Here is a 20181-nt window from a genome sequence, read left to right on the forward strand (position 1 = left end):
ATGTCGGTCACGATCTTGGACATCTCAGCCATGCGCGGCACTCCTCGGGTTCAGCCATGCCGCGATGAGATCGACCAAGATATTCACCAGAATGAAGATGGCACCGAAGGTCAGCACGATTCCCTGGATCAGCGGTAGATCGCGGTTGATGACCGCATCAATTGCCATGTTGCCGAGGCCCGGATAGGAAAAGATGCGCTCGACGATGACCGTCCCCCCGATCATGAAGGTGAACTGCACGCCGGTGAGGGTTAGCGTTGGTCCGACGGCATTGCGCAGCGCCTCCTGAAGCACGAGCCGCAAGGGCGACATGCCTTTCAGTCGCGCCAGCAGCACATAATCCTGCACCATAGCCTCTGCGAGCGCTTCCTTCAGCGTGCGCACGACAATGGCTGCCAAAGGCAGGCCGAGCGCCAGCATGGGCATCACCATGTGGGCGAGGACGTCCGCGAAAGCCGAGAACTTGAATGTGACGAGGCTCTCGATCAGATAGGAATCCGTGTGGAAGTCCGTCGTCTGTGCCGGATCGATACGACCGGACAGAGGGAAGACCGGCCAAAACACGCCCAGCAAGAGAACGAACGCCAACGCCCAGACAAAATCTGGCACAGCAAGAAACAGCCCATTTATAAAATCCAGCGCAGGATCAAGCTTCGTTCCTCGTGCGAGCGCGCCGAGTACGGCAATCATGCCACCGGCGAGCACACCGAAAACGAGTGCGGCAAACGCAAGCTCCAGCGTTGCCGGCAAGCGACCACCGATTAATTCCATGACATCGCGACGTTGCGAAATCGACGTGCCGAAGTCGCCCTTCAAGACATCACCAAACCAGATGACGAATTGCTGTGGCAGGCCAAGATCAAGACCGTAATGGGCGCGCAATGCCGCAATATCGGCGGGGGTCGCACTTGGCGAAATCATCATGGCGATGGGGTCACCTGGAACGATGCGCAGCAGACAGAATACGATGACGGCAACACCCATAAGTGTCAGCACCGCCATCACCAGACGATTGAGAAGCTCGGAAACGGTCATGATCAAACCTTCCTGTTGCCGTCAGCGTTGGCGACTGCCAGACGCGCGGTTCTGCGAACAGGGGTGAGCAGCGCCACGACGAACGAGACGCGACGCTGCTCTCTCTCGTCAGGCCTTGGAGACCAGCGTCGGCTGAAGCGCGCTCGAAACATTCGGCGTGACCTTCAGCGAAGACTTGAAGACGATCGGCTGCACATACTGCAGAAGCGGGATGACATAGCCCTGCTCAGCAATGTATTTGTCGGCGGCCTTCCACCCGGCGATGCGCTTGGCTTCGTCCTTCTCGGCCCAAAGAGGGCCGATTAGCGCGTCGACATCGTCACTCTTCCAGGCCGAGTGTGGCGACTTGGAGAACATGGCAAAGCCAGTCGATGTCGTCGGGTCGCCGATCGCGTTGCCCCAATTGTAGAAGGCAGCAGGCGCGAGTTTGTGGCCAGCGCGCAGTTCGAAGTGCTTGGCCACCTCGTAGACTTCGATCTCGGCCTCTATTCCTACCTTGCGCCACATGCCGACGATCGCCTGGATCATCTCGTAATCCTTGGGCTTCAGGCCGCGTGTGGTCTGGATCTTGAACTTGACCGGTTTTTCCTTGGAGTAGCCGGAAGCCTTGAGAAGCTCAGCAGACTTCTCCGGGTCGTAGGCCACCTTGATAGAGGCGTCGTAAGCTTCGTATTCTGGAGCTTCCAGTGTGTCGATCGGAACGCCGTAGCCACGCAGAAGCTTCTTGACGATACCCGCCTTGTCGATGGCGTGATGAGCTGCAAGCCGGACGTTCTTGTCCAGCATCGGCTCGACATTGGTAATAAAGATCATGCCGATATCGGAGATCGGCGAAGAGACGCCAGCAAGGCCCTTCTTCGCCTTCAGTCGATCGAATTCTTCATAGGGAATTTCGAGCGTGACATCGGAGGAACCGGATTCGATTTCGGCCACACGGCTCGTCGGATCGGTGACGAATTTGAAAATGACGGTTTCGAACGCAGGCTTGCCGCCCCAGTAGTTCGGGTTGGCCTTGAGGCGCAGGAAAGAGTTGCCCTCATAGGCGTCGAACATGTAGGGGCCTGTGCCGACAGGCTTCTTTTCGAAGCCCTCTGCCCCGACCTTTTCGTAATAGGCCTTGGGCAACACATAGCCGGTTAGGAATGCCATCCACTTGAAGATGGTCGGATCGAAGTTGAGAACATCGGCTGTGATCCGCTTGCCTTCGACCTTATAGTTGCCGATGCTGGCCCAGACGCTCGCGACAGGATTGCCGCTGTCTGGCTTGCCGGCGCGGGTCAGGGACCAAACTATATCTTCCGGGGTGAAGTCCGAGCCATCGTGCCACTTCACGCCTTCGCGCACATACATCCAGACCTTGGTCTTATCGTCGTTCCAGCCCCAGTCAGTCAGCAACCCAGGCTCAAAGGAAAGATCCGGTTTCTGGCCGATATATTGATCGTATATGGAGCGATAGATCGCCTGGATGGCCGGATTCACGCCGGAAAGCCCGACCGTCCCATCGAAGGATGGCAGGTTAGAATTGAAGGCAATTGTCAGAGTATTTGTTTCTGCAGCTTGAACCGGAATTCGTCCGGCAAGAATGCCGGTCAGAACGGTAGCCGCACCTAGTCCCAGTACGCCACGACGCGTTATGTCAGTCATTTTGGACTCCTAAAGTTCCCCTTGAAGGACTTCCGGTGTTTCCCGGATTAGTTATTGTTTTAAACTTAAAATTAAAACCAGGATTTTGACAAGAGCCGCATCCCCCATTTTTCGAAAATAATATGAAACGGGATATTTCTTGACGGCCCTTCCGAGACGGCGCCGATCGCACTTCTACTGGTAATGCTGGAAATGGAAGCAGTCCAAACACTAGTTGGGCCAGGGTGGTCAGCAGCAAAAACACTGAATCACTCTTGACGGACAAAAGCCCTCCAAGCGGGTTTTATTTTAAGCTTGATGCATTATCGAGAAAATGTATGCATACAGAAATAAAATCAAAACACTGGTGGAACGAGATGGCTGAATTCGATGCGGTGATTCTGGGCGCAGGTCACAACGGGCTGGCAGCGGCGGTTCATCTGGCCGCGAAAGGCTGGAAGATCGCAGTGGTCGAGGCCAAAGACAGTGCCGGCGGGGCGGTGAAGACGCAGGAATTGGTCGAACCTGGCTTCCGACACGATCTGGCCGCGATGAACCTTTCGATGTTCGCCGGCTCCGCTTTTCATCAGACCTACGCTCAAGACCTAGCAGCGCATGGCTTGAAATTCGTCCCCGCCGCCAAGTGCTTCGCCAGCGTCTTTCCAGACGGAACCCATCTCGGCATCGGCACTGACCTCGCAGCCAACAAAGCCGCAATTGCTGCCCTTTCTGCGAAAGATGCCGAAAGCTTCGCAGCTATGTCCGCAGAATTCGGCGCCAAGGCTCCGCATCTCTTTGGACTGCTCGGCGCTCCCATGCCATCGTTTCAAAGCGCTAAGTCTGTCTGGAAGGCGTGGCGAGCCGGCGGCATTCCCTTGCTAACCGACCTGCTCCGCCTGCTCCTGTCCTCGCCGCGCGGTTTTCTCGATCGCCATTTTGACAATGAGAAGCTGAAGGTCACCATGGCGACGTGGGGTCTCCATCTAGATTTCCCCCCAGATGCTTCCGGTGGCGCACTCTTTCCCTATCTGGAAACAATGGCTGATCAGGCCTTTGGAATGGTGATCGGTGAAGGCGGCGCGGACGTCATCATCAAGGCGATGGTGAGCCTGTTGCAAAGCAAGGGTGGCGAGGTTTTCCTCAATTCTCCTGTCACCTCGGTCGAGGTCTTCAACGACACAAAAAAAGTCGTCACACTTGCAGATGGACGCAGACTTACGGCGAAACGCGCCATCGTCTCCAACATTCACCCCAAACTTCTATTCGACGGTATCGTGAAGACCGGTCCGTTACCGCCGAAATTTGCCGAAGGCATCAAGTCCTATCGCTCCGGACCCGGCGCAATGATGATCCATCTGACGCTGGACGGCTTGCCGGATTGGGCAGCCTCGCCTGAATTGAAATCCTATGCCTATGTCCACATAGCGCCCACTCTTTCGATGATGACGAAAGTTTACGACGAAGCAATCTCCGGTCTTCTGCCTCAAGAGCCGGCTCTTGTCGTCGGTCAGCCAACCGCGCTCGATCCAAGCCGCGCGCCTGATGGCAAGCATGTGCTGTGGGTACAGGTGCGCGTGCTTCCGGCAGAGATCAAGGGCGACGCTGCAGGCGAGATCCACGCCACGGACTGGGCGTCGGTAAAAGACGCCTACGCCGAGCGTGTCATCTCCATCATCGAAAACTACGCGCCGGGCATCCGGTCCAAAATTCGTGGGCGCTCCGTATGGTCACCCCTCGATTTACAGGCGGAAAATCCCAATCTCATTGGCGGTGATAGTTTGTCCGGGTCGCATCATCTTGATCAGAACTTTCTCTTTCGCCCCGTTGCAGGCTATTCGCGCTACAAGACCCCCGTTGACAGCCTTTACATGTGTGGGGCAGCGACTTGGCCAGGTGCAGGAACGGGGGCCGGCTCTGGCTTTATGCTTGCAAAGATGCTTGCCGGATAGCAGGCGAGCCGGGCTGCTGCAGCGGTTCCAGTCAGGTGATGCGCAAACCCCAGCGTCAACAGGCTTTCCACGCCACACAAGTTCGCCAGAGGCGCGAAGTTTGCCCACTTAGCTCCTGAGCGAGCCGCCAGCTAACCTAATGGCGTCGACTGTATCGACGTCATTTAAAGCAGCACGGCCAATATCGACCAGATGGGTTTCTACCCCTGCGCTTAGAAATACTGCCTTGGCACCCTCCTCGCCTGTCAGGTTTTTCAAGCTCTCAAACAGATAGGCTGGGATCACAACAGGATGCCCAGCGCGGCCTTCGAATGCTCCACGCACAACATGACGCCCGCCCGACGCACGGAAAGTCGCGATGAGCTGGTCGATATGCTTGCTGGTGATTGCCGGCATATCGGCGAGCATGATGAGAGCACCCTCGCACGAAGCTAAACTTTCATGCTTAAACCCGCAGCTGAGCGACGTTCCCATTCCTGATGCGAAATCCTTATTGAAGGCGGCCGACAAAGGAAGGTCGTCAATCACGCGTTCGATCTCGGTTGATCGGTGTCCCGTCACAACTACGACGGAAGAAAGCCCTGAGCGAAGCATTGTCTCAGCAGATCGGCGAATCAGGGGCACCCCCTCGAACTCCGCCAAGAGCTTATGATGACCACTCGTTATCCTGCTCGATCGACCCGCAGCAAGAAGTATTCCACCAAGTCTCATCGCGCGTGAGCTCGCTTATCGCCTGTAGCCTTCGCTGGCTCACCACTACCTCTTCCACTGACGGATGAAGCGGGCGCGAAGCTCCTCATGAGGGAAAAATTTCCAATCTTGCGGCAGCGACATCCGCCAACACAGAGAGTGCCAACGACGCAGCATCACGCGTAGGCCCAAAGAGACCGATCGGTGCGTGAATGCGCTCGATGCTTTCTGAGGAGATGCCTGCTTCGCGCAAAAATTCGGTTCTCCGACGGTGCGTGCGAGTGCTCCCCAGCGCGCCGACGTAAAATGCGGGCGACATCACGGCGCGCTTCAAGATAGCCGCCTCCAAATCAAGATCGTGGTGGAGAAGCACCACGGCGGTGTATTTGTCGATCTCAATCGCGTTCGGGTCCTTCAAAGAGGACAGTAGCTGTACCTGATAGCCGGAGGCTTGCGCTAGGCGACAGACCGCATCAGCTTCCGCCGTTTGACCGGAAATGACAACGTGCGTTTGGGGGCGATATACCGAGAGAAAGGATTTCTCCGACCAGCCTGAACGGGCTGGAACGATTTTGCAATGTGTCAGCGTCTGTGAAATTGGATCGTAGCACAGGCAGGCTGCTTGCCGGTTCGTCAGTCGATCAAGAACGGACTCAAGCGACTCCGAGGCGCGAAGCAGATGGATCGCGATCGTCACACCTCCTCCACAGGGAAGAACAATGTCGAAGTACGGCGATCCTTCGCCGTATTTGACCACCCGGTCACGACCCTCCCCCATCGCCTCCAACGCTTCGGCCGCAACGGCCGCCTCGATGCAGCCGCCAGACAGATACCCGCAGTAGTCGCCATTTGACGCAATAGCCAGATGAGCGCCGAGGGAACGCGCGGCTCCGCCTCGTATCTCAACGAGCGTGGCAAGAGCTGCTGGGCCGCGATCAAAGGCGTCCAAGGCAAAGCGAAGTATCTCCGCTGGATCGTCGGAGTTGTTTGCCCTTACGGGTACTGCCGATACGGTAGAAACGGAAGTGCTCACATCATTCCCTCAAAATGAACCGGTGGCCAAAGGCCACCGGCGTTCGATTATGCAAGCTCAGGCAACTTCTTGATCAGCTTGTCCAAGGTGATCGGGTAGTTACGGACTCGGATCCCGGTTGCGTTATAGATCGCGTTGGCAATAGCTGCAGACACGCCGCAAAGGCCAAGTTCTCCGATGCCCTTCGCTTTCATTGGCGACGAATAGGGGTCAGTTTCATCCATGAAGATAACCTCCTGATGCGGAATGTCAGCATGGACCGGCACCTCGTATCCGGCGAGATCGTGATTGACGAAGAAGCCATGCCGCGTGTCGACTGCAAGCTCCTCGGATAGAGCACCGCCTGCACCCATCGTCATCGCACCGATGACCTGGCTGCGTGCAGTAATCGGGTTCAAGATACGCCCAGCGGCGCAAACTGCCAACATGCGCCGGATGCGCGTCTCCCCGGTTGCCATGTCAACGCCGACTTCGACGAAGTGGCCGCCGAATGTAGACTGCTGATGCGTCTTTGTCAGATCGCCCCATTCCATCGTGTCTTCGCCAACAAGCCCACCGTCACCAGCCGCCTCTGCGAGCGCGACGGTACGATTGCCTGATCGCACCATCCCGCCTTCAAAGACGGCGTCGGATGAGTTGAAGCCCAGCGTACTTGCGACAGCTTCGCGGAGCTTGACGCAGGCCGCGTAAACGCCCGACGTCGCGGAATTTGCACCGAACTGTCCACCCGAGCCGGCGGAAACGGGGAAGTTTGAATCCCCCAGCCGGACGACCACGTCGTCTACCGAAACACCCATCATCTCTGCCGCAGTCTGAGCAATGATCGTGTAGCTGCCCGTGCCGATATCGGTCATGTCGGTCTCGACGGTAACTTTTCCGTTGCTTCCAAGTTTGACCTTTGCACCGGAGGGCATGACCAGATTGTTGCGGAATGCCGCCGCGACGCCCATCCCAACCATCCAGTTTCCTTCGCGGCGCTCAGCCGGGCCGGAACGCTTCTCCCATCCAAACGTCTCCGCGCCACGCTTCAGACATCCGATCAGATCGCGATAGGAAAAGGGCCTATCAGGGTTTTCCGGATCTACCTGGGTGTCGTTCTTGATCCTGAATTCGATCGGATCCATCCCCAGCTTCTCGGCCATCTCATCGATTGCGATTTCCAATGCCATCAGGCCCGGAGCCTCACCCGGTGCCCGCATGGCATTGCCCTCCGGCAGATCGAGCGTTGCCAGCTTCATCGCCGTCATTCTGTTTGCTCCGCCGTAGAGCAATCGTGTTTGCATCACAGCCACTTCCGGCTGACCATCTGGCAGGTCGCCGGACCAGCTCTCATGCGCGATCGCCGTGATCTTGCCGTCTTGCTCTGTACCGATACGGATACGCTGAATAGTGGCTGGGCGATGGGTGGTGTTGTTGGGCATCATCGGACGTGGAAGCGTGACCTTGACCGGACGTCCCACCGACTTCGCTGCAAACGCCGCGAGTACGGCATCCGCTCTGAGGAAAAGCTTTCCGCCAAAACCACCGCCAATGAAGGGCGAGACCACACGAACGTTCTCCTTGTCGACGCCAAGTGTTGTGGCGAGATCGCCACGCCACCAGTCAATCATCTGGCTGGAAGTCCAGACTGTGACCTTGTCACCCTCCCATGCGGCAATCGAAGCATGGGGCTCCATCATCGCATGAGATTGATCCGGCGTTGTGTACTCGGCATCCAGCTTTGCAGGCGCTTGTGCGAACGCAGCGTCGAAGTCCCCAGCCGAGCTTTCCGGTTCCGTTTTTGGATCAGGGGTCTTTGCATTGTCCATCTCTGCCCTCAGATCGAATCGGCCTTTCGCCGGCGCGTAGTCCACGCGAATGAAAGCTGCAGCTGCGCGCGCCTGCTCGAACGTCTCGGCCACAACAACCGCGACTGCCTGGTGATAATGCTGGATTTCGCTTCCGCCAAAAAGTTTGGCGGTGTTGTACTCGCCTTTCTCAAGGTCTCCGACGTCAAGCGTGGTGACGACATCCAAAACACCAGGTGCACCTTTTGCAAGCGAGCTGTCGATAGACGTCACGTACCCTTTGGCTATCGCTGAACCGACTGGGTATCCATAGGCATAAGCAACGGTTGGTTCATGCCGCTCATAGGCATAGGTTGCCTGACCGGTTGTCTTCAATTGACCATCAATGCGATGGATCGGCTTACCGACGACTTTCAGTTGATCGATCGGGTTGGTGGTTGCTGGCTTTTCAAATTTCATCGCTTAGTCCCTCGCCTCTGCCAGAACTGCGCCGAGCGTTCTTTCGACGAGATCAATCTTGAATGCGTTTTCGTTCGTCGGACGCGCGCCGGCCATCAAGGCCGCCGACATGGCGCGAGCACCGTTTGGCAGTTCGCGTTCAGCCTCTTCAACGCGCCAGGGTTTGTGGGCAACACCGCCGACGGCAACTTTGCCGGAGCCGTCCGGCGCGATGACGGCCGCGACCGACACCAGTGCAAAGGCGTAGGATGCGCGGTCGCGAACCTTGCGATAGATTTGCTTGCCTCCATCGGGTTTTGGCAGGACGACGCTGGTGATAAGCTCGCCTGGCTTCAGCTCCGTCTCGATGTGTGGCGTGTCACCCGGCAGTCGGTAGAACTCGCCGAGCGGTATCGAACGCTCGGTTCCATCGGCCGCGACGGTCTCTACCTTCGCGTCGAGCGCGCGTAGGGCAACCGACATGTCGCTTGGATGTGTGGCAATACAAGCTTCGCTGACGCCGATGACCCCAAGCTGGCGCGTATAGCCGCCGATGGCGGAACAGCCGCTACCCGGCTGTCGCTTGTTGCAGGCCTGGTTTGGATCGTAGAAATAGGGACAGCGCGTGCGTTGCAACAGGTTACCCGCGGTCGTTGCCTTGTTTCGCAATTGGCCAGAAGCGCCCGCGACGAGCGCTCGCGACAGAACGGGATAGTCGCGACGGACAGTCTCATCCGCGGCCAGATCGGTGTTTCTGACAAGAGCACCAATCTTCAAGCCTCCGTCGGAGGTGGGCTCCACCTTGTCCAGTCCGAGGCCGTTGACGTCGATGAGGTGGGTGGGCCTTTCGATTTCAAGCTTCATCAAATCAAGAAGATTGGTCCCACCGGCGATAAATTTCGCGCCCTCATGTTGTGCAGCCGCTTCGGCAGCTCCTTTGATCGACGTTGCGCGCTCGTAGGAAAACTCTCTCATGCACTTACTCCTGCAACATCTTCAATGGCTTCGAGAATGTTGGAGTAAGCACCGCATCGACAGAGATTTCCGCTCATGCGTTCACGCACTTCCGCGGGCGAGAAGGCGGCAGACTGTGTCAAATCACCCGTCACATGGCTTGGAATGTTCGCCTTGATCTCTTCAAGAACAGCGACGGCGGAACAGATTTGGCCCGGCGTACAGTAGCCACACTGGAAGCCGTCATGCTTGATGAACGCCGCCTGCATCGGGTGCAGATCATCCGGCTTACCCAAACCTTCAATCGTGGTGATCTCGTCGCCTTCATGCATGACCGCGAGCGTCAAACAGGCGTTGATGCGGCGGCCGTTGACGATGACGGTACATGCACCGCACTGGCCATGGTCACATCCCTTCTTCGTCCCGGTGAGATGCAAGTGCTCGCGTAGAGCGTCAAGGAGGGTGGTGCGATTATCGAGTGTCAGGCTTTCTGTTTTGCCATTGACCTCGAACGATACGTCAGTTCTGCTTTGCAAGGCTCTGTCCTTCGCGTCTGCGGCACAACAAAGTTGCGCCTCCCCACCGCAATCGGTGTCGTCAACGGGACAAGCCATTGTGGACGTTAAGGTTCCAATCAGGATTTTGTTTTGCTAAATTGCCTTGCCATTAAAAAAGCAGCATCAAACGGTTTTTTTCGAACCGCCGGTCGATATCGGTGCGGCAACGAAAAGGCAGTCGCGTGGAAATTCAAAAACATGCGTCGTAGCGAGCCATTGTGTTGGGACGGTTTAGTCCCAACACGTACCAAACTCACTACGCTTGCGATGAACACCTTTGCTACTTCCGGTGTCCTGCTTTGCCCAGTCCAAGCAGGTGGTAGAATGCGATAGCGCCGATCGTTGCGGTACCGATACCGTCGAGCGTAAAGCCACCAATATTCAGCTTGAAATTCCCAGCCCCTAGCACCAGCGCGATACCGACGGTAATCAGGTTTCTTGGCTCGGAAAAATCAACCTTGTTTTCGACCCAGATGCGGCCCGCCGTCGCTGCGATAAGCCCGAAGACAACCACAGAAAGACCACCGATGACAGGTCCCGGTATCGTTTGGATAAGCGCGCCGAACTTTGGCGAAAAGCCAAGGATGATGGCCACACATGCAGCGACGACGAAAACGAGCGTCGAGAAGATGCGGGTAATGGCCATAACACCCATGTTTTCGGCATAGGTCGTCATGCCGGTTCCACCAAAGGCACCAGAGAAGATCGTTGCAATCCCGTCACCGACGAAGGCGCGCCCCAGATAGGGGTCGAGATCGCGTCCGGTCATCGCCCCAATCGCCTTGATATGCCCGAGGTTCTCGGCAACGAGGATGACGACGACAGGCGCAATCAGCGCAATGGCCGACGCGGAGAAGACAGGTGTCGTGAAGCTTGGCATGCCGAACCAAGACGCCGCTTCTACACCGGAGAAATCAACAGGCTTGCCGAGGCCAAAGCCATTTGCCACCACCAGATAGGCGATGTAGGCGATCGCGCCGCCAAGTAGAATGGGCAAACGTCTCGCCATGCCTGGAGCATAGACCGCAATAGCGCCGACCGATGCGACTGTCAGGATTGCGATCCAACGCGAAACCTGGTCGCCATCTGGATTGCCCGGACCCGTACCGGAGGCACTCGCAATCGCGATCGGCGCAAGAACCAGACCGATTGCCGCGACGATCGCGCCGGTCAGCACCGGCGGCATCAGCTTTTCGATCCAGTTGTGGCCAGCGATCATGACGATGACGCCGATCAGTGCATAGAGCGCCCCGGCGGCAATGATCCCGCCAAGTGCCAGGGCGATATTCGGGCTTACAGCACCTGCGGCAGCACCCGTTGCCACCAGCACCGGTCCAATGAAGGCGAAGGACGAACCAAGATAGCTCGGCACCCGGCCGCCCACGGCAATGAAGAAGATCAGCGTCGATATGCCGGAAAACAAAATCGAGACATTCGGATCAAAGCCCATGATCAGCGGCGCAAGAACCGTCGAGCCAAACATCGCCACGACATGCTGCAGGCCGAGCACCGCGGTTTGTCCGGCGGGCAATCGCTCGTCCGGCATGATCCGCCCTTCGCTCTTCAGCCGCCAACGTGGAAAGTAACCACCGGTATTTCTCATCAATGCCCCCGACACTCGCAGCTGTCTTTCGGCACACTTTCGTGAAAGCGATAGCCGCGAAAACTTCATCTTTTAGTAATTTTGGCCCCCGGACTGGTATCGAATCGTCACAGGGAGTCTCATCTGGGTAGCGCGATTAATGTCGCCTGTCATTGGCGATGCATCATTTCCCACCCTTCTCTGAAAAGGTAAATGCGATCGTGATCCCAATAGGTGCGAGGACGGTGCTCATGAGGGGTGTTCCCTCTCTCCGTCCTCGCTCAAGAGCATTCAATCCGTAGCCGCTTTAGTAAGGGCGAGCCCCTTAGAACTCATCCCAGCCGGCTTCTGCTACCGCCTTCCCGTGGCCGCCGACGGCACCTGAGAGCCTCGTCAACATCTTTCTGGCCGGTGAAGCAACCGGTCGGTCTCCGGTTGTGGCGATGGCAACCGTCTTTTGGCCTCTTGCGGGAGAACCGTTTCCAAGTTGGAAGCCCTCGACAAGCGCACGAAGACGAGCTGTCTCTTGCGCAAGCGTAGCACCTGCGGCATTGGTCTCCTCAACCATCGCAGCGTTCTGCTGCGTTACCTGATCCATTTGATTGACGGCGGAGTTGACCTCCGAAAGACCAACGGCCTGCTCTTTTGCGGAGCTAGCGATCGCTTCCATATGTTGGTTCACTGCCGTGATGTTCTCGTGGATGGTGCGCAAGGACTCACCCGTTTCGCTGACGAGCTTGACGCCGGTGCTCACCTCCTCACTGGAATTGCGGATCAAGCCCTTGATCTCCTTCGCAGCCTGGGCAGATCGTTGCGCAAGTTCACGCACCTCCTGAGCAACCACTGCAAATCCCTTGCCAGCCTCGCCTGCGCGAGCTGCTTCGACGCCGGCGTTCAGTGCCAGAAGGTTTGTCTGAAAAGCAATTTCGTCAATTACGCCAATAATATTCGATATCTGGTTGGAGGAGCTTTCGATCCGCGACATGGCAGCGACAGCATCTGCAACCACCTGCCCCGAGCGCGTAGCGTTATTGCTAGCTGTAATAGCGGCCTGTCGTGCGTCATCGGCACGCCGCGAGGCGTTATTTACATTGACTGTAATTTCGTCCAGAGCCGCAGCCGTCTCTTCGAGTGAGGCTGCCTGTTGCTCGGTGCGGCGGGAAAGGTCTTCGGCGCTCTGGCTGATTTCGCGCGTCCCTACATCGATCTGGTCTGTTGAATGAGCAACGGCAGTCAGGGTGTTGCGCATCTGGCTGAGCGCGTCGTTCATCGTGCGCCGCAATTCCTCGAAGTCGGGAGCAAAGGGTTGATCGATGCTGAAAGACAGGTCGCCGCTGGCAAGCTTCGTCAGCGCTGCCCCGATGGTGTTGACGGCGTGGACACGCTGCGTCACGTCGGTCGCAAACTTCACTACTTTCACGACCTTGCCTTTGGCATCAAGGATTGGATTGTAGGCCGCATTGATCACGACGAGTTTGCCGTTTTTACCATAACGAGGGAATTCGGCAGATTGAACCTCGCCCCGACGTAGCGCCGCCCAAAATTCCTCGTACTCGCGGGATTGAGCGTAAGATGGCTCGACAAATATTTTGTGGTTCCGGCCCTTGATCTCGTCCAATCGATAATCGAGCGCTTTAAGAAAATTCTCATTGGCTGTCACGATCCCGCCGTCGGTAGAAAACTCGATAACCGCCTGCGAGCGGCTGACAGCCTCCATCTGCGCTTTATAGTCCAGGTTTTGGAGACGTTCTTTCGCATCGGCCCATTCGACAGCAAAGCCCGTGATCTTCCCGCTGGAGCGCAAAGGCGTCACGATGAGATCAAAGGCTCTATGCCCAACCCAGATCGTCGCCCTGTGCTGGCTTTGAAGATGAGCCAGCATGTTGCGCTGATGGGAGGGATTCTTGTGGAAAATATCTATATTGCTGCCGACGAGCTTTTCGAACTCAAACCGCGGCAACTCCTTTTTCAAGTCAGGTTCGGCTTCCTTCAAGAGCTCCTGTACGGCCTTGTTCATGTAGCGGATGTTGAGACCAGCATCAGCGATCATGATGTTGGCGGTGATGTGATCTAGAGAATTTGTCTGCATAAGGGTCGCACTGGAGTAGCCAAACATGCTGTAAAACCTTTTCATAGTTAGAGGTAGAGGCAGGCCCCAAGGCGCCTGTTTTGTCTCGATTTAGGAACGTTCGATAAATGTGGGTTTGGGGCCCGCTACCTGCGCAATGCCAGCCTTCTGGCTCGCTCGCATCGTCGTGTTCGGACAGGACAAGCTGCACGCACACACAGTCGCGCATGCTTACCCTCTCGGAAAATTTCCTGCCCAGTATGCTTTTCGGAAGATTTAAGAGATCAGCGCTTGAACACAGGGCGGCCCGGTGATGCTCGCTGTTGGCCGACCAAGGAAAAATCCTTGCCCAATGTCGCAACCAAGATCCCTCAGTTGTCGCATTTCGGTTTCACGTTCGATGCCTTCCGCAACGATGCTCATGCCGAGGCTCGATCCGAGGGAAATGATCGCTTTCAGTATATTGTTCTGCTTTTCGCTGTGCTGGGAGCCCGCAATGAAACTTCGATCGATCTTGATTTTTTCGAAAGGGTAGCGAGCCAGTTGCGAAAGGCTGGAATAGCCTGTGCCGAAGTCGTCGAGAGCGATCCGAATGCCGCAACCGGAAAGGCTGTTGAGAACGAAAAGAGCGCTTTCGGCATCCTGGATGATTGCACTTTCAGTGACTTCAAGCTCAAGGCGTTGGACTGGAAGACCAGTCTCATCCAGAATCTTGATGATTCGAAGACCAAGTTGTCGGTCCGTCAGTTGCGTAGCAGATACATTGAATGCAAGTATAGTATCGGAAGGCCACAGCAACGCGTCTCGGCATGCACGCAGCAACAGGCTTTCGGTCAGGCGTGCAATAACGCCAATCTCCTCTGCCAGTGGGACGAATTCGGATGGAGGAACAAACTCGCCGTTCGCCGTCTGCCATCTAGCAAGCGCCTCGTATCCGACGACCCTCCCTGTCTTAAGGTCAACGAGAGGCTGGTAATAGGGGATAATTGCATCCGTATTGATAGCTGCCTTTAGATCGGCCTCCAACTGTTCACGCTTGCGCCGTGCAATGGCCATCTCAGGCGCAAACTTCGCCGCGACATTTGGACCTTCCTTTTTTGCTACATACATCGCGCATTCCGCTGCCCGAATAATTGCAGCTTCGTTCTCTAAGGCAGTAGAGATCGCAGCGTATCCAACATTTGCTGAAATTTCGATCGGCTTGCTCAACCCGGGGATTGGCTGACCGATCGTGTCGATAATTTTCTCAGCCTGCGATGCCACCATCCCGTCGTCCTTACCCAGGAGGACGAAACGGTCCCCGCCTAGATGGAATACCGAGCCAAATGGCTGTAACTGCGACAAGCGTGCCGCCGTGGCTTGTATGACGGCGTCGCCAAAACTCTGCCCTAACTCGTCATTGACCTTTTCCAAGCCAGCGAGGTCGATGCTGTAGGCTACGGACGCTCTATTACTTGCCGGCGCGACACCGGCAGCGAACTGAACATTGAGCATCTGTCGATTGGGGAGCCCCGTGAGACAATCGTGGAATTTTGCCCAATCGACCCTGGCTTCCGCGTTGTTGCGGCGACGCACCTCGTTTGCCAACTCCCTGACGCGAAACAGCGAGTAAGCGAGGCCAAGCCCACCTCCGATACTGCTGGCCATGAAAATTTCGTCGAATTGATAGGCGTCATGCGCGCGGATCAGCGCGTCGAGCGACTCATGCGCATCGAAAACCACCGCGCATCCGGCAAGCATAAAGAAGGCCGCCGCCCAAACCACAATTGTAACAGAACATCGATTCCGAAAATCAGACATGACACCTCCCGATCGGGCCTGCTCCGTGCCAATCCAGAGCCTACATCGGCCTCGACTGGACGCGACAAAGCAACCGGTCCTCGCGCCATCGCGGGGGACTCTGTCATGCGCGATCCGGGCGATGATTGGGCAGGGCGCGGAAGGGCAACGGAAGCAGATAGTCACCTGTCGGGGCGGCCAACACCTTCCCCTTATTGCGACTCCAAATTTAGGGGTGAGATATGAAAAAATCGTTAATACGAGTATTCGACATAGATCATTTGCTCAGATTGCGAGCAAAACACCAGAAATGGAGCATTATCTTATTTTACTAAAATACAATTTTTGATTGCTTTAGGTTGCGTCCCGGAAATAGCGCGCGCGGAATGAGAAACTACTCGATGAGACCACGTCGAATCGCTTCGGCGATTGCGTGGACACGATTTTTTGCACTGAGCTTGCGCGTAGCGGCTTTGATATAGCTGTTGACAGTGTCCGTGGTGAACCCCCGTGCTGAAGCAATCTCTTCGCTCGTCTTTCCCAGGCTGGCAGATCTCAGACAATCAAGTTCACCTTCGGTGAGCTTCATCTCTTGGGCTGCGAACCTCTCCATAATGGGCCTTGTGATGATGTTATGCAGTGGACCGGCGATCTCTCCCAGAAAATCGAGCTCTTCACGTGTGAAGGGAGTAGAGCGCGAAAACGTCACGGCGCCGAAGACATGCTTCCCGCGTCTTATCGGAAAGAGCGTACGATTAAGCACACCAAAAGTTCGAGCAAGGTACAGAAGCCGCTGAGGTGGCGGGTCTTGCTCGTAAATCTCTTCCTCGATCACCACTGTTGCCGTCGTGGATGACGCTTTGACGAACGGATCTGTGGCTAAGAGACCATCGCCGTAATAGGCGTCAAGATAAGCAGGCGGAACGTCAGTATCGATTGAGTGACCACTACCGAATCTATAGCCGTCCAGATCGAGCCCTGACACGGCAAAAAAATCGAACGGCACAGAGGCCCGGAGCCGCTCGACAAACGGATGGTAGGGCAGATGCCGTCGTACAGGAACGGAACTCAGATCCACAGCGCTGTCGAAAGACAGTGTGGATGCGAGCGTGCGAGAAAACGGCATTGAGGGCTCCGGACCTGAACTCCAAAAAAGGAGGTCAGAAGTTAACAAAAGGCAAATCAACCACCTGCACTGAACAGGTAGGCGAGCGGAATATGCACACTAGAAGATGTCGTCTCAACCCATTAAATGAGAAGCCGAAGATTAAACTTTGATCACTCGCCAGCGGTGGCGGAGCAGTAGCAGCAAGAGGCGCCTTCTTACCAGAACGGCAGCAATATCTGGTCGGCACGATTGGTTAAAGAGTTGGCTTGAGTGATAGTACAAACCGTAAGAGCACACATCTACCCAAGCTAAAGGAGCGCCGCCGGGAAGATGTCTGCTGAATCAAGAACGCCTAATCTCCAATCAGAGTATTGGTATCCTCAATATTCAGGAGAACTTGCCCACAATGTCCCTCGTCAATCGGATCAAGGAGACGGATGATCCAAAGGGCCAGGACTGAGGACCCGTGTGGAGAACATGTCCGCTGGTAACGATGGGCAACAATGGCCACAAGGAAGACGCTGTAAGTTCTTGAGGAAGCGTTTGCGAAAGAACGACCAAGGTGGTCTCCGCATCCAAAGCGGCGAGACCCTCTATATCGATCGTCGTGAAGCCGAAAGGCTGCGGCGGCATCTCCATGGCGTCGCTGAAGCCTATTCTCTTCAGAATTCCGCAGATGGCAGCGTTGGGGGCAAATACTCGCAACCGAGGAACGCCAGGTAGCGGCTGCGCCACAACCACCTTTCGCGCAGACACGGTGCTGGCATATTCGGATTTCAGCGCTTGCACATCATCGTCGAAACGCGTCAGCAGCGCCGCAGCCTCGCTCGAAAGCGACAAGGCTTCGCCCGCCTGCCTTGTGCTCTCATAAACGCTTGCAAGCATATCGCCAGTGTTTGACTGGTCATCGAGCAGATGAAGTGGCGCGATGGCGCCTAGGGCTTCAGCGATGGTCGCATGTCGATAGCGCGAGGACAGGATGAGATCCGGCTGCAGCTTTCGGATGGCCTCAAGGTTTGGCTGCTGCCGCCGGCCGACGTCGACAGCGTTGGCAAGACCATGCGCTGCAACATTGACCCACTCCCTGTAGCCTGCGATCTCCGCACATCCGACCGGCGACACCCCCAGAGAAAGAGCGATCTCGGTCGCCGCCCACTCAAGGGTTACAACGCGTGCCTCTGCACCAGCAGCAAAAGCCCGCGGCGCAACCAACGATGCCGCCGCGCCGCTCAGGAAAGACCGCCTGCGGATGTCTCTTACCACTTCACGCTCACTGTTCCGACCACGGTCAAACCTTGCCCATAGTAGCATTGGTTGGGCGTGTTGCAGCCGGCGACATAGGTCTTGTCACCAAGGTTGTAACCATTCAATTGGAAGGAGTAGCGGTCATGTTCGTAGCGAGCAAAGGCATCGATCAGCGTGTATCCGGGAACAAAGAATGAGTTCGCCGTATCGCCTGCTGTCTTTCCCACGTGGCGGACGCCACCACCAACCGTCAACTTTCCATCCCAGCCATCAGGCGTTGGCATATCATAACTTACGAACAGAGACTGCTGCTCTTTGGGAACGGTATAGGGCAGCTTTCCAATTTGCGCTGCAGTCTGGCTCCTCGTGACTTCCGGATCCTGATAGCTGGCCGCAGCAGTCAGGTTCACGCGATCCCACAGCGTCGCAGTTCCCTCTATTTCGATCCCGCGCACGCGCACTTCATCCGTCTGGTAATAATTTCCTCCAACCCGATTGACAACGTTTTGCTGCGTCGCTTCAAACCCAGATAACGTCACGCTGAAGTCCTCATCCGCCGGCGCGTACTTCACACCGATCTCCTTCAATTCACCTTCCGTTGGCTTCAACGGAGTGGGCGCTAACGTCAGAACAGGTGAAAAGGATGTGGAATAGAGCGCGTAGGGCACGAAGCCGTTGTCAAAGACGTAGGCGGCACCAACCCTGCCGGTGAAGGCTGAATTGTCTCGGGGGTAGCGCGTGGTAACGCCGGAACCCAGAGCTAAACTATCGGAATCGTTATCGACGAAATCCTGTCTTCCACCGATTGTAACGCGCAAGTTACCGAACTCCATCTGATCCTGAAGATAGACGCCCAACTGTTGTTGCGTCTGGTCGAGCCGGGCGGTCAATGGTGCTGGCTGCACACCGATCCCGTAAACAGGATTCAATAGATCTAGCGCAGGTCCATTCGGGGTCGTTCCAGTTCTGTTGACGAGGTTCTGCCATTGGAGATCAACGCCGCCGAGGAGCGTGTGGCTTACAGATCCACTGTCGAATTTATACTCGAGGTTTGTATCGAGAGCCAAAGCGTTCAACGTCGGCTGAGCGTTGTAAACCATACGCGACATGGTCTGGTCATTGGCGACGCCTGTACTGAACAGGTTCTGGTAATTCACATCCAGATACGAGTACCGGAAATTCTGCCGCAGCGTGAGATCTTCATTGAACGCGTGTTCGAAGCGATAGCCAATATAGGCCGTCTCCTTGTCATAGATTGCTAACGACGGGTCGCCGTCTGAAAAACTCCGCGGCAACGTCGTGCCAAAACGGTTGGGATAAACGGTGCCTGATGCTGGAAGGAGCGACGGCACTTGGCCTGCTTCGTCTTTCATGTAAGCACCATAGATCGTTAAGCTCGTATCGTCATCCGGCGACCATTTGATCGTGGGGCTGATGGCAACACGGTCATTCTTGCCGAAATCATTCATGGTCTCAGCGTCGCGTATCACGCCCTCTAGACGATAAGTGACATCGGAGTCGGCACCGAGCGGGCCCGTGATGTCGAACCCGGCTTCCTTCTGCCTGTAGCTCCCGAAACGGCTATAGACCTGTCCAGCGGGCGTATCCGACGGATCCTTGCTGATCATGTTGACGACGCCGCCGACATTTGTTTGTCCGAACAGCGCTGAACTTGGTCCGCGCAGGACTTCCACGCGGTTGAGGAAAAACGGCTCGACGCGAAAGCCGGCGTAGCCACCTGTCTGGTTGGCGATTTGCGGCACTCGCAAACCATCCAGATAGAGATCGGCGCTAAAGCCTCGAATGCTGAAGTAATCGGAGCGAGGATCATTTCCGTATCGTTGGCCGTTGACGTTCGCGCTATAAAGCAAGCTATCCGCAACCGTCTGCACGGCCCGGTCGGTCATCGCACCGCGCGTGATGACGGATACCGATTGCGGCGTCTCTGCAATTGGCGTGCTTGTCTTCGTGGCAGAGGCGGATTCGGTCGCCACGTAGCCGCGCTGTTCCAGACGTGCTCCCTTCTCAGCAGACCCTTTGATGACGATTGTCTGGAGAACGGTCGCCCCGTTTTCTTGCGCGCTCGCCGATCGTGCTTGGAAAGCCATCGAAGCGACGGCCGCGCTGGAGGCCAGGATCACAAGGCGCCGAGCGATATTGAAAGTGTCGCTTGTTGCGCGCAAGTGAGAAACAAAATTTTGCATTACGGGGCCTGTGGTAGGAGTATCACCGAAACGGGATAATCCGGACTGTCCATCGCATCGTTCAGATCCCGCTTGCTCGGCGGATTAAGTAGACTTTTTTAATCATCATTGTCAGGTCAAAATCGATCT

Annotated in this window: 14 protein-coding genes; 1 reads left to right on the forward strand and 13 read right to left on the reverse strand. The window is 56.2% G+C overall.

Translation table 11 applies throughout. The features are described 5' to 3' along the window. Nucleotides 1-24: 24 nt before the first annotated feature. On the reverse strand, nucleotides 25-1035 hold the full coding sequence (locus tag WKI41_RS03495; RefSeq protein ID WP_340192102.1) for an ABC transporter permease: 1011 nt from the start codon (nucleotides 1033-1035) through the stop codon (nucleotides 25-27). Nucleotides 1036-1143: 108 nt separating this feature from the next. Continuing rightward, entirely contained in the window at nucleotides 1144-2679 is a 1536-nt protein-coding gene (locus WKI41_RS03500; RefSeq protein ID WP_340192103.1) for an ABC transporter substrate-binding protein, read from the reverse strand. 317 nt (nucleotides 2680-2996) lie between these two features. On the opposite strand from WKI41_RS03500, the gene WKI41_RS03505 reads away from it, so the two are divergent. Further along, nucleotides 2997-4607, forward strand: coding sequence for a phytoene desaturase family protein (locus WKI41_RS03505; RefSeq protein ID WP_340192104.1), 1611 nt, complete (start codon nucleotides 2997-2999; stop codon nucleotides 4605-4607). 108 nt (nucleotides 4608-4715) lie between these two features. Here the strand turns inward: WKI41_RS03505 and WKI41_RS03510 are convergent, their stop codons facing one another. From WKI41_RS03510 to WKI41_RS03560, 11 genes are all read right to left on the reverse strand, one after another. Further along, nucleotides 4716-5318 (reverse strand): nucleotidyltransferase family protein, encoded by a 603-nt coding sequence (locus WKI41_RS03510; RefSeq protein WP_340192105.1) that lies wholly within the window; start codon nucleotides 5316-5318, stop codon nucleotides 4716-4718. 85 nt (nucleotides 5319-5403) lie between these two features. Then, nucleotides 5404-6330 carry an XdhC family protein gene (locus WKI41_RS03515; protein ID WP_340192106.1) on the reverse strand — a complete coding sequence of 309 codons (927 nt, stop codon included), beginning with the start codon at nucleotides 6328-6330 and terminating at the stop codon, nucleotides 5404-5406. 47 nt (nucleotides 6331-6377) lie between these two features. Next, on the reverse strand, nucleotides 6378-8576 hold the full coding sequence (gene paoC, locus WKI41_RS03520) for an aldehyde oxidoreductase molybdenum-binding subunit PaoC (RefSeq protein WP_340192107.1): 2199 nt from the start codon (nucleotides 8574-8576) through the stop codon (nucleotides 6378-6380). A gap of 3 nt (nucleotides 8577-8579) precedes the next feature. Beyond that, nucleotides 8580-9530, reverse strand: coding sequence for an FAD binding domain-containing protein (locus WKI41_RS03525; protein WP_340192109.1), 951 nt, complete (start codon nucleotides 9528-9530; stop codon nucleotides 8580-8582). After that, nucleotides 9527-10123 carry an aldehyde dehydrogenase iron-sulfur subunit PaoA gene (gene paoA / locus WKI41_RS03530; RefSeq protein ID WP_425340972.1) on the reverse strand — a complete coding sequence of 199 codons (597 nt, stop codon included), beginning with the start codon at nucleotides 10121-10123 and terminating at the stop codon, nucleotides 9527-9529. The genes WKI41_RS03525 and paoA overlap by 4 nt, the downstream gene beginning before the upstream one ends. A 223-nt stretch (nucleotides 10124-10346) precedes the next feature. After that, entirely contained in the window at nucleotides 10347-11669 is a 1323-nt protein-coding gene (locus tag WKI41_RS03535; RefSeq protein WP_340192111.1) for a solute carrier family 23 protein, read from the reverse strand. A gap of 304 nt (nucleotides 11670-11973) precedes the next feature. Then, entirely contained in the window at nucleotides 11974-13764 is a 1791-nt protein-coding gene (locus WKI41_RS03540; RefSeq protein WP_340192112.1) for a methyl-accepting chemotaxis protein, read from the reverse strand. Nucleotides 13765-13992: 228 nt separating this feature from the next. After that, on the reverse strand, nucleotides 13993-15681 hold the full coding sequence (locus tag WKI41_RS03545) for a putative bifunctional diguanylate cyclase/phosphodiesterase (protein ID WP_340192113.1): 1689 nt from the start codon (nucleotides 15679-15681) through the stop codon (nucleotides 13993-13995). A gap of 208 nt (nucleotides 15682-15889) precedes the next feature. Further along, nucleotides 15890-16621: a helix-turn-helix transcriptional regulator gene (locus tag WKI41_RS03550; protein ID WP_340192114.1), complete on the reverse strand. Its 732-nt coding sequence runs from the start codon at nucleotides 16619-16621 to the stop codon at nucleotides 15890-15892. 369 nt (nucleotides 16622-16990) lie between these two features. Next, nucleotides 16991-17866: an ABC transporter substrate-binding protein gene (locus tag WKI41_RS03555; RefSeq protein ID WP_340192115.1), complete on the reverse strand. Its 876-nt coding sequence runs from the start codon at nucleotides 17864-17866 to the stop codon at nucleotides 16991-16993. Next, nucleotides 17860-20052: a TonB-dependent siderophore receptor gene (locus tag WKI41_RS03560; RefSeq protein WP_340192116.1), complete on the reverse strand. Its 2193-nt coding sequence runs from the start codon at nucleotides 20050-20052 to the stop codon at nucleotides 17860-17862. Before WKI41_RS03560 ends, WKI41_RS03555 begins: the two co-directional genes overlap by 7 nt. Nucleotides 20053-20181 lie beyond the last annotated feature (129 nt).

Origin of the sequence: Agrobacterium larrymoorei (assembly GCF_037722385.1) — a bacterium.
GTDB classification, from domain to species: Bacteria; Pseudomonadota; Alphaproteobacteria; order Rhizobiales; family Rhizobiaceae; genus Agrobacterium; species Agrobacterium larrymoorei_C.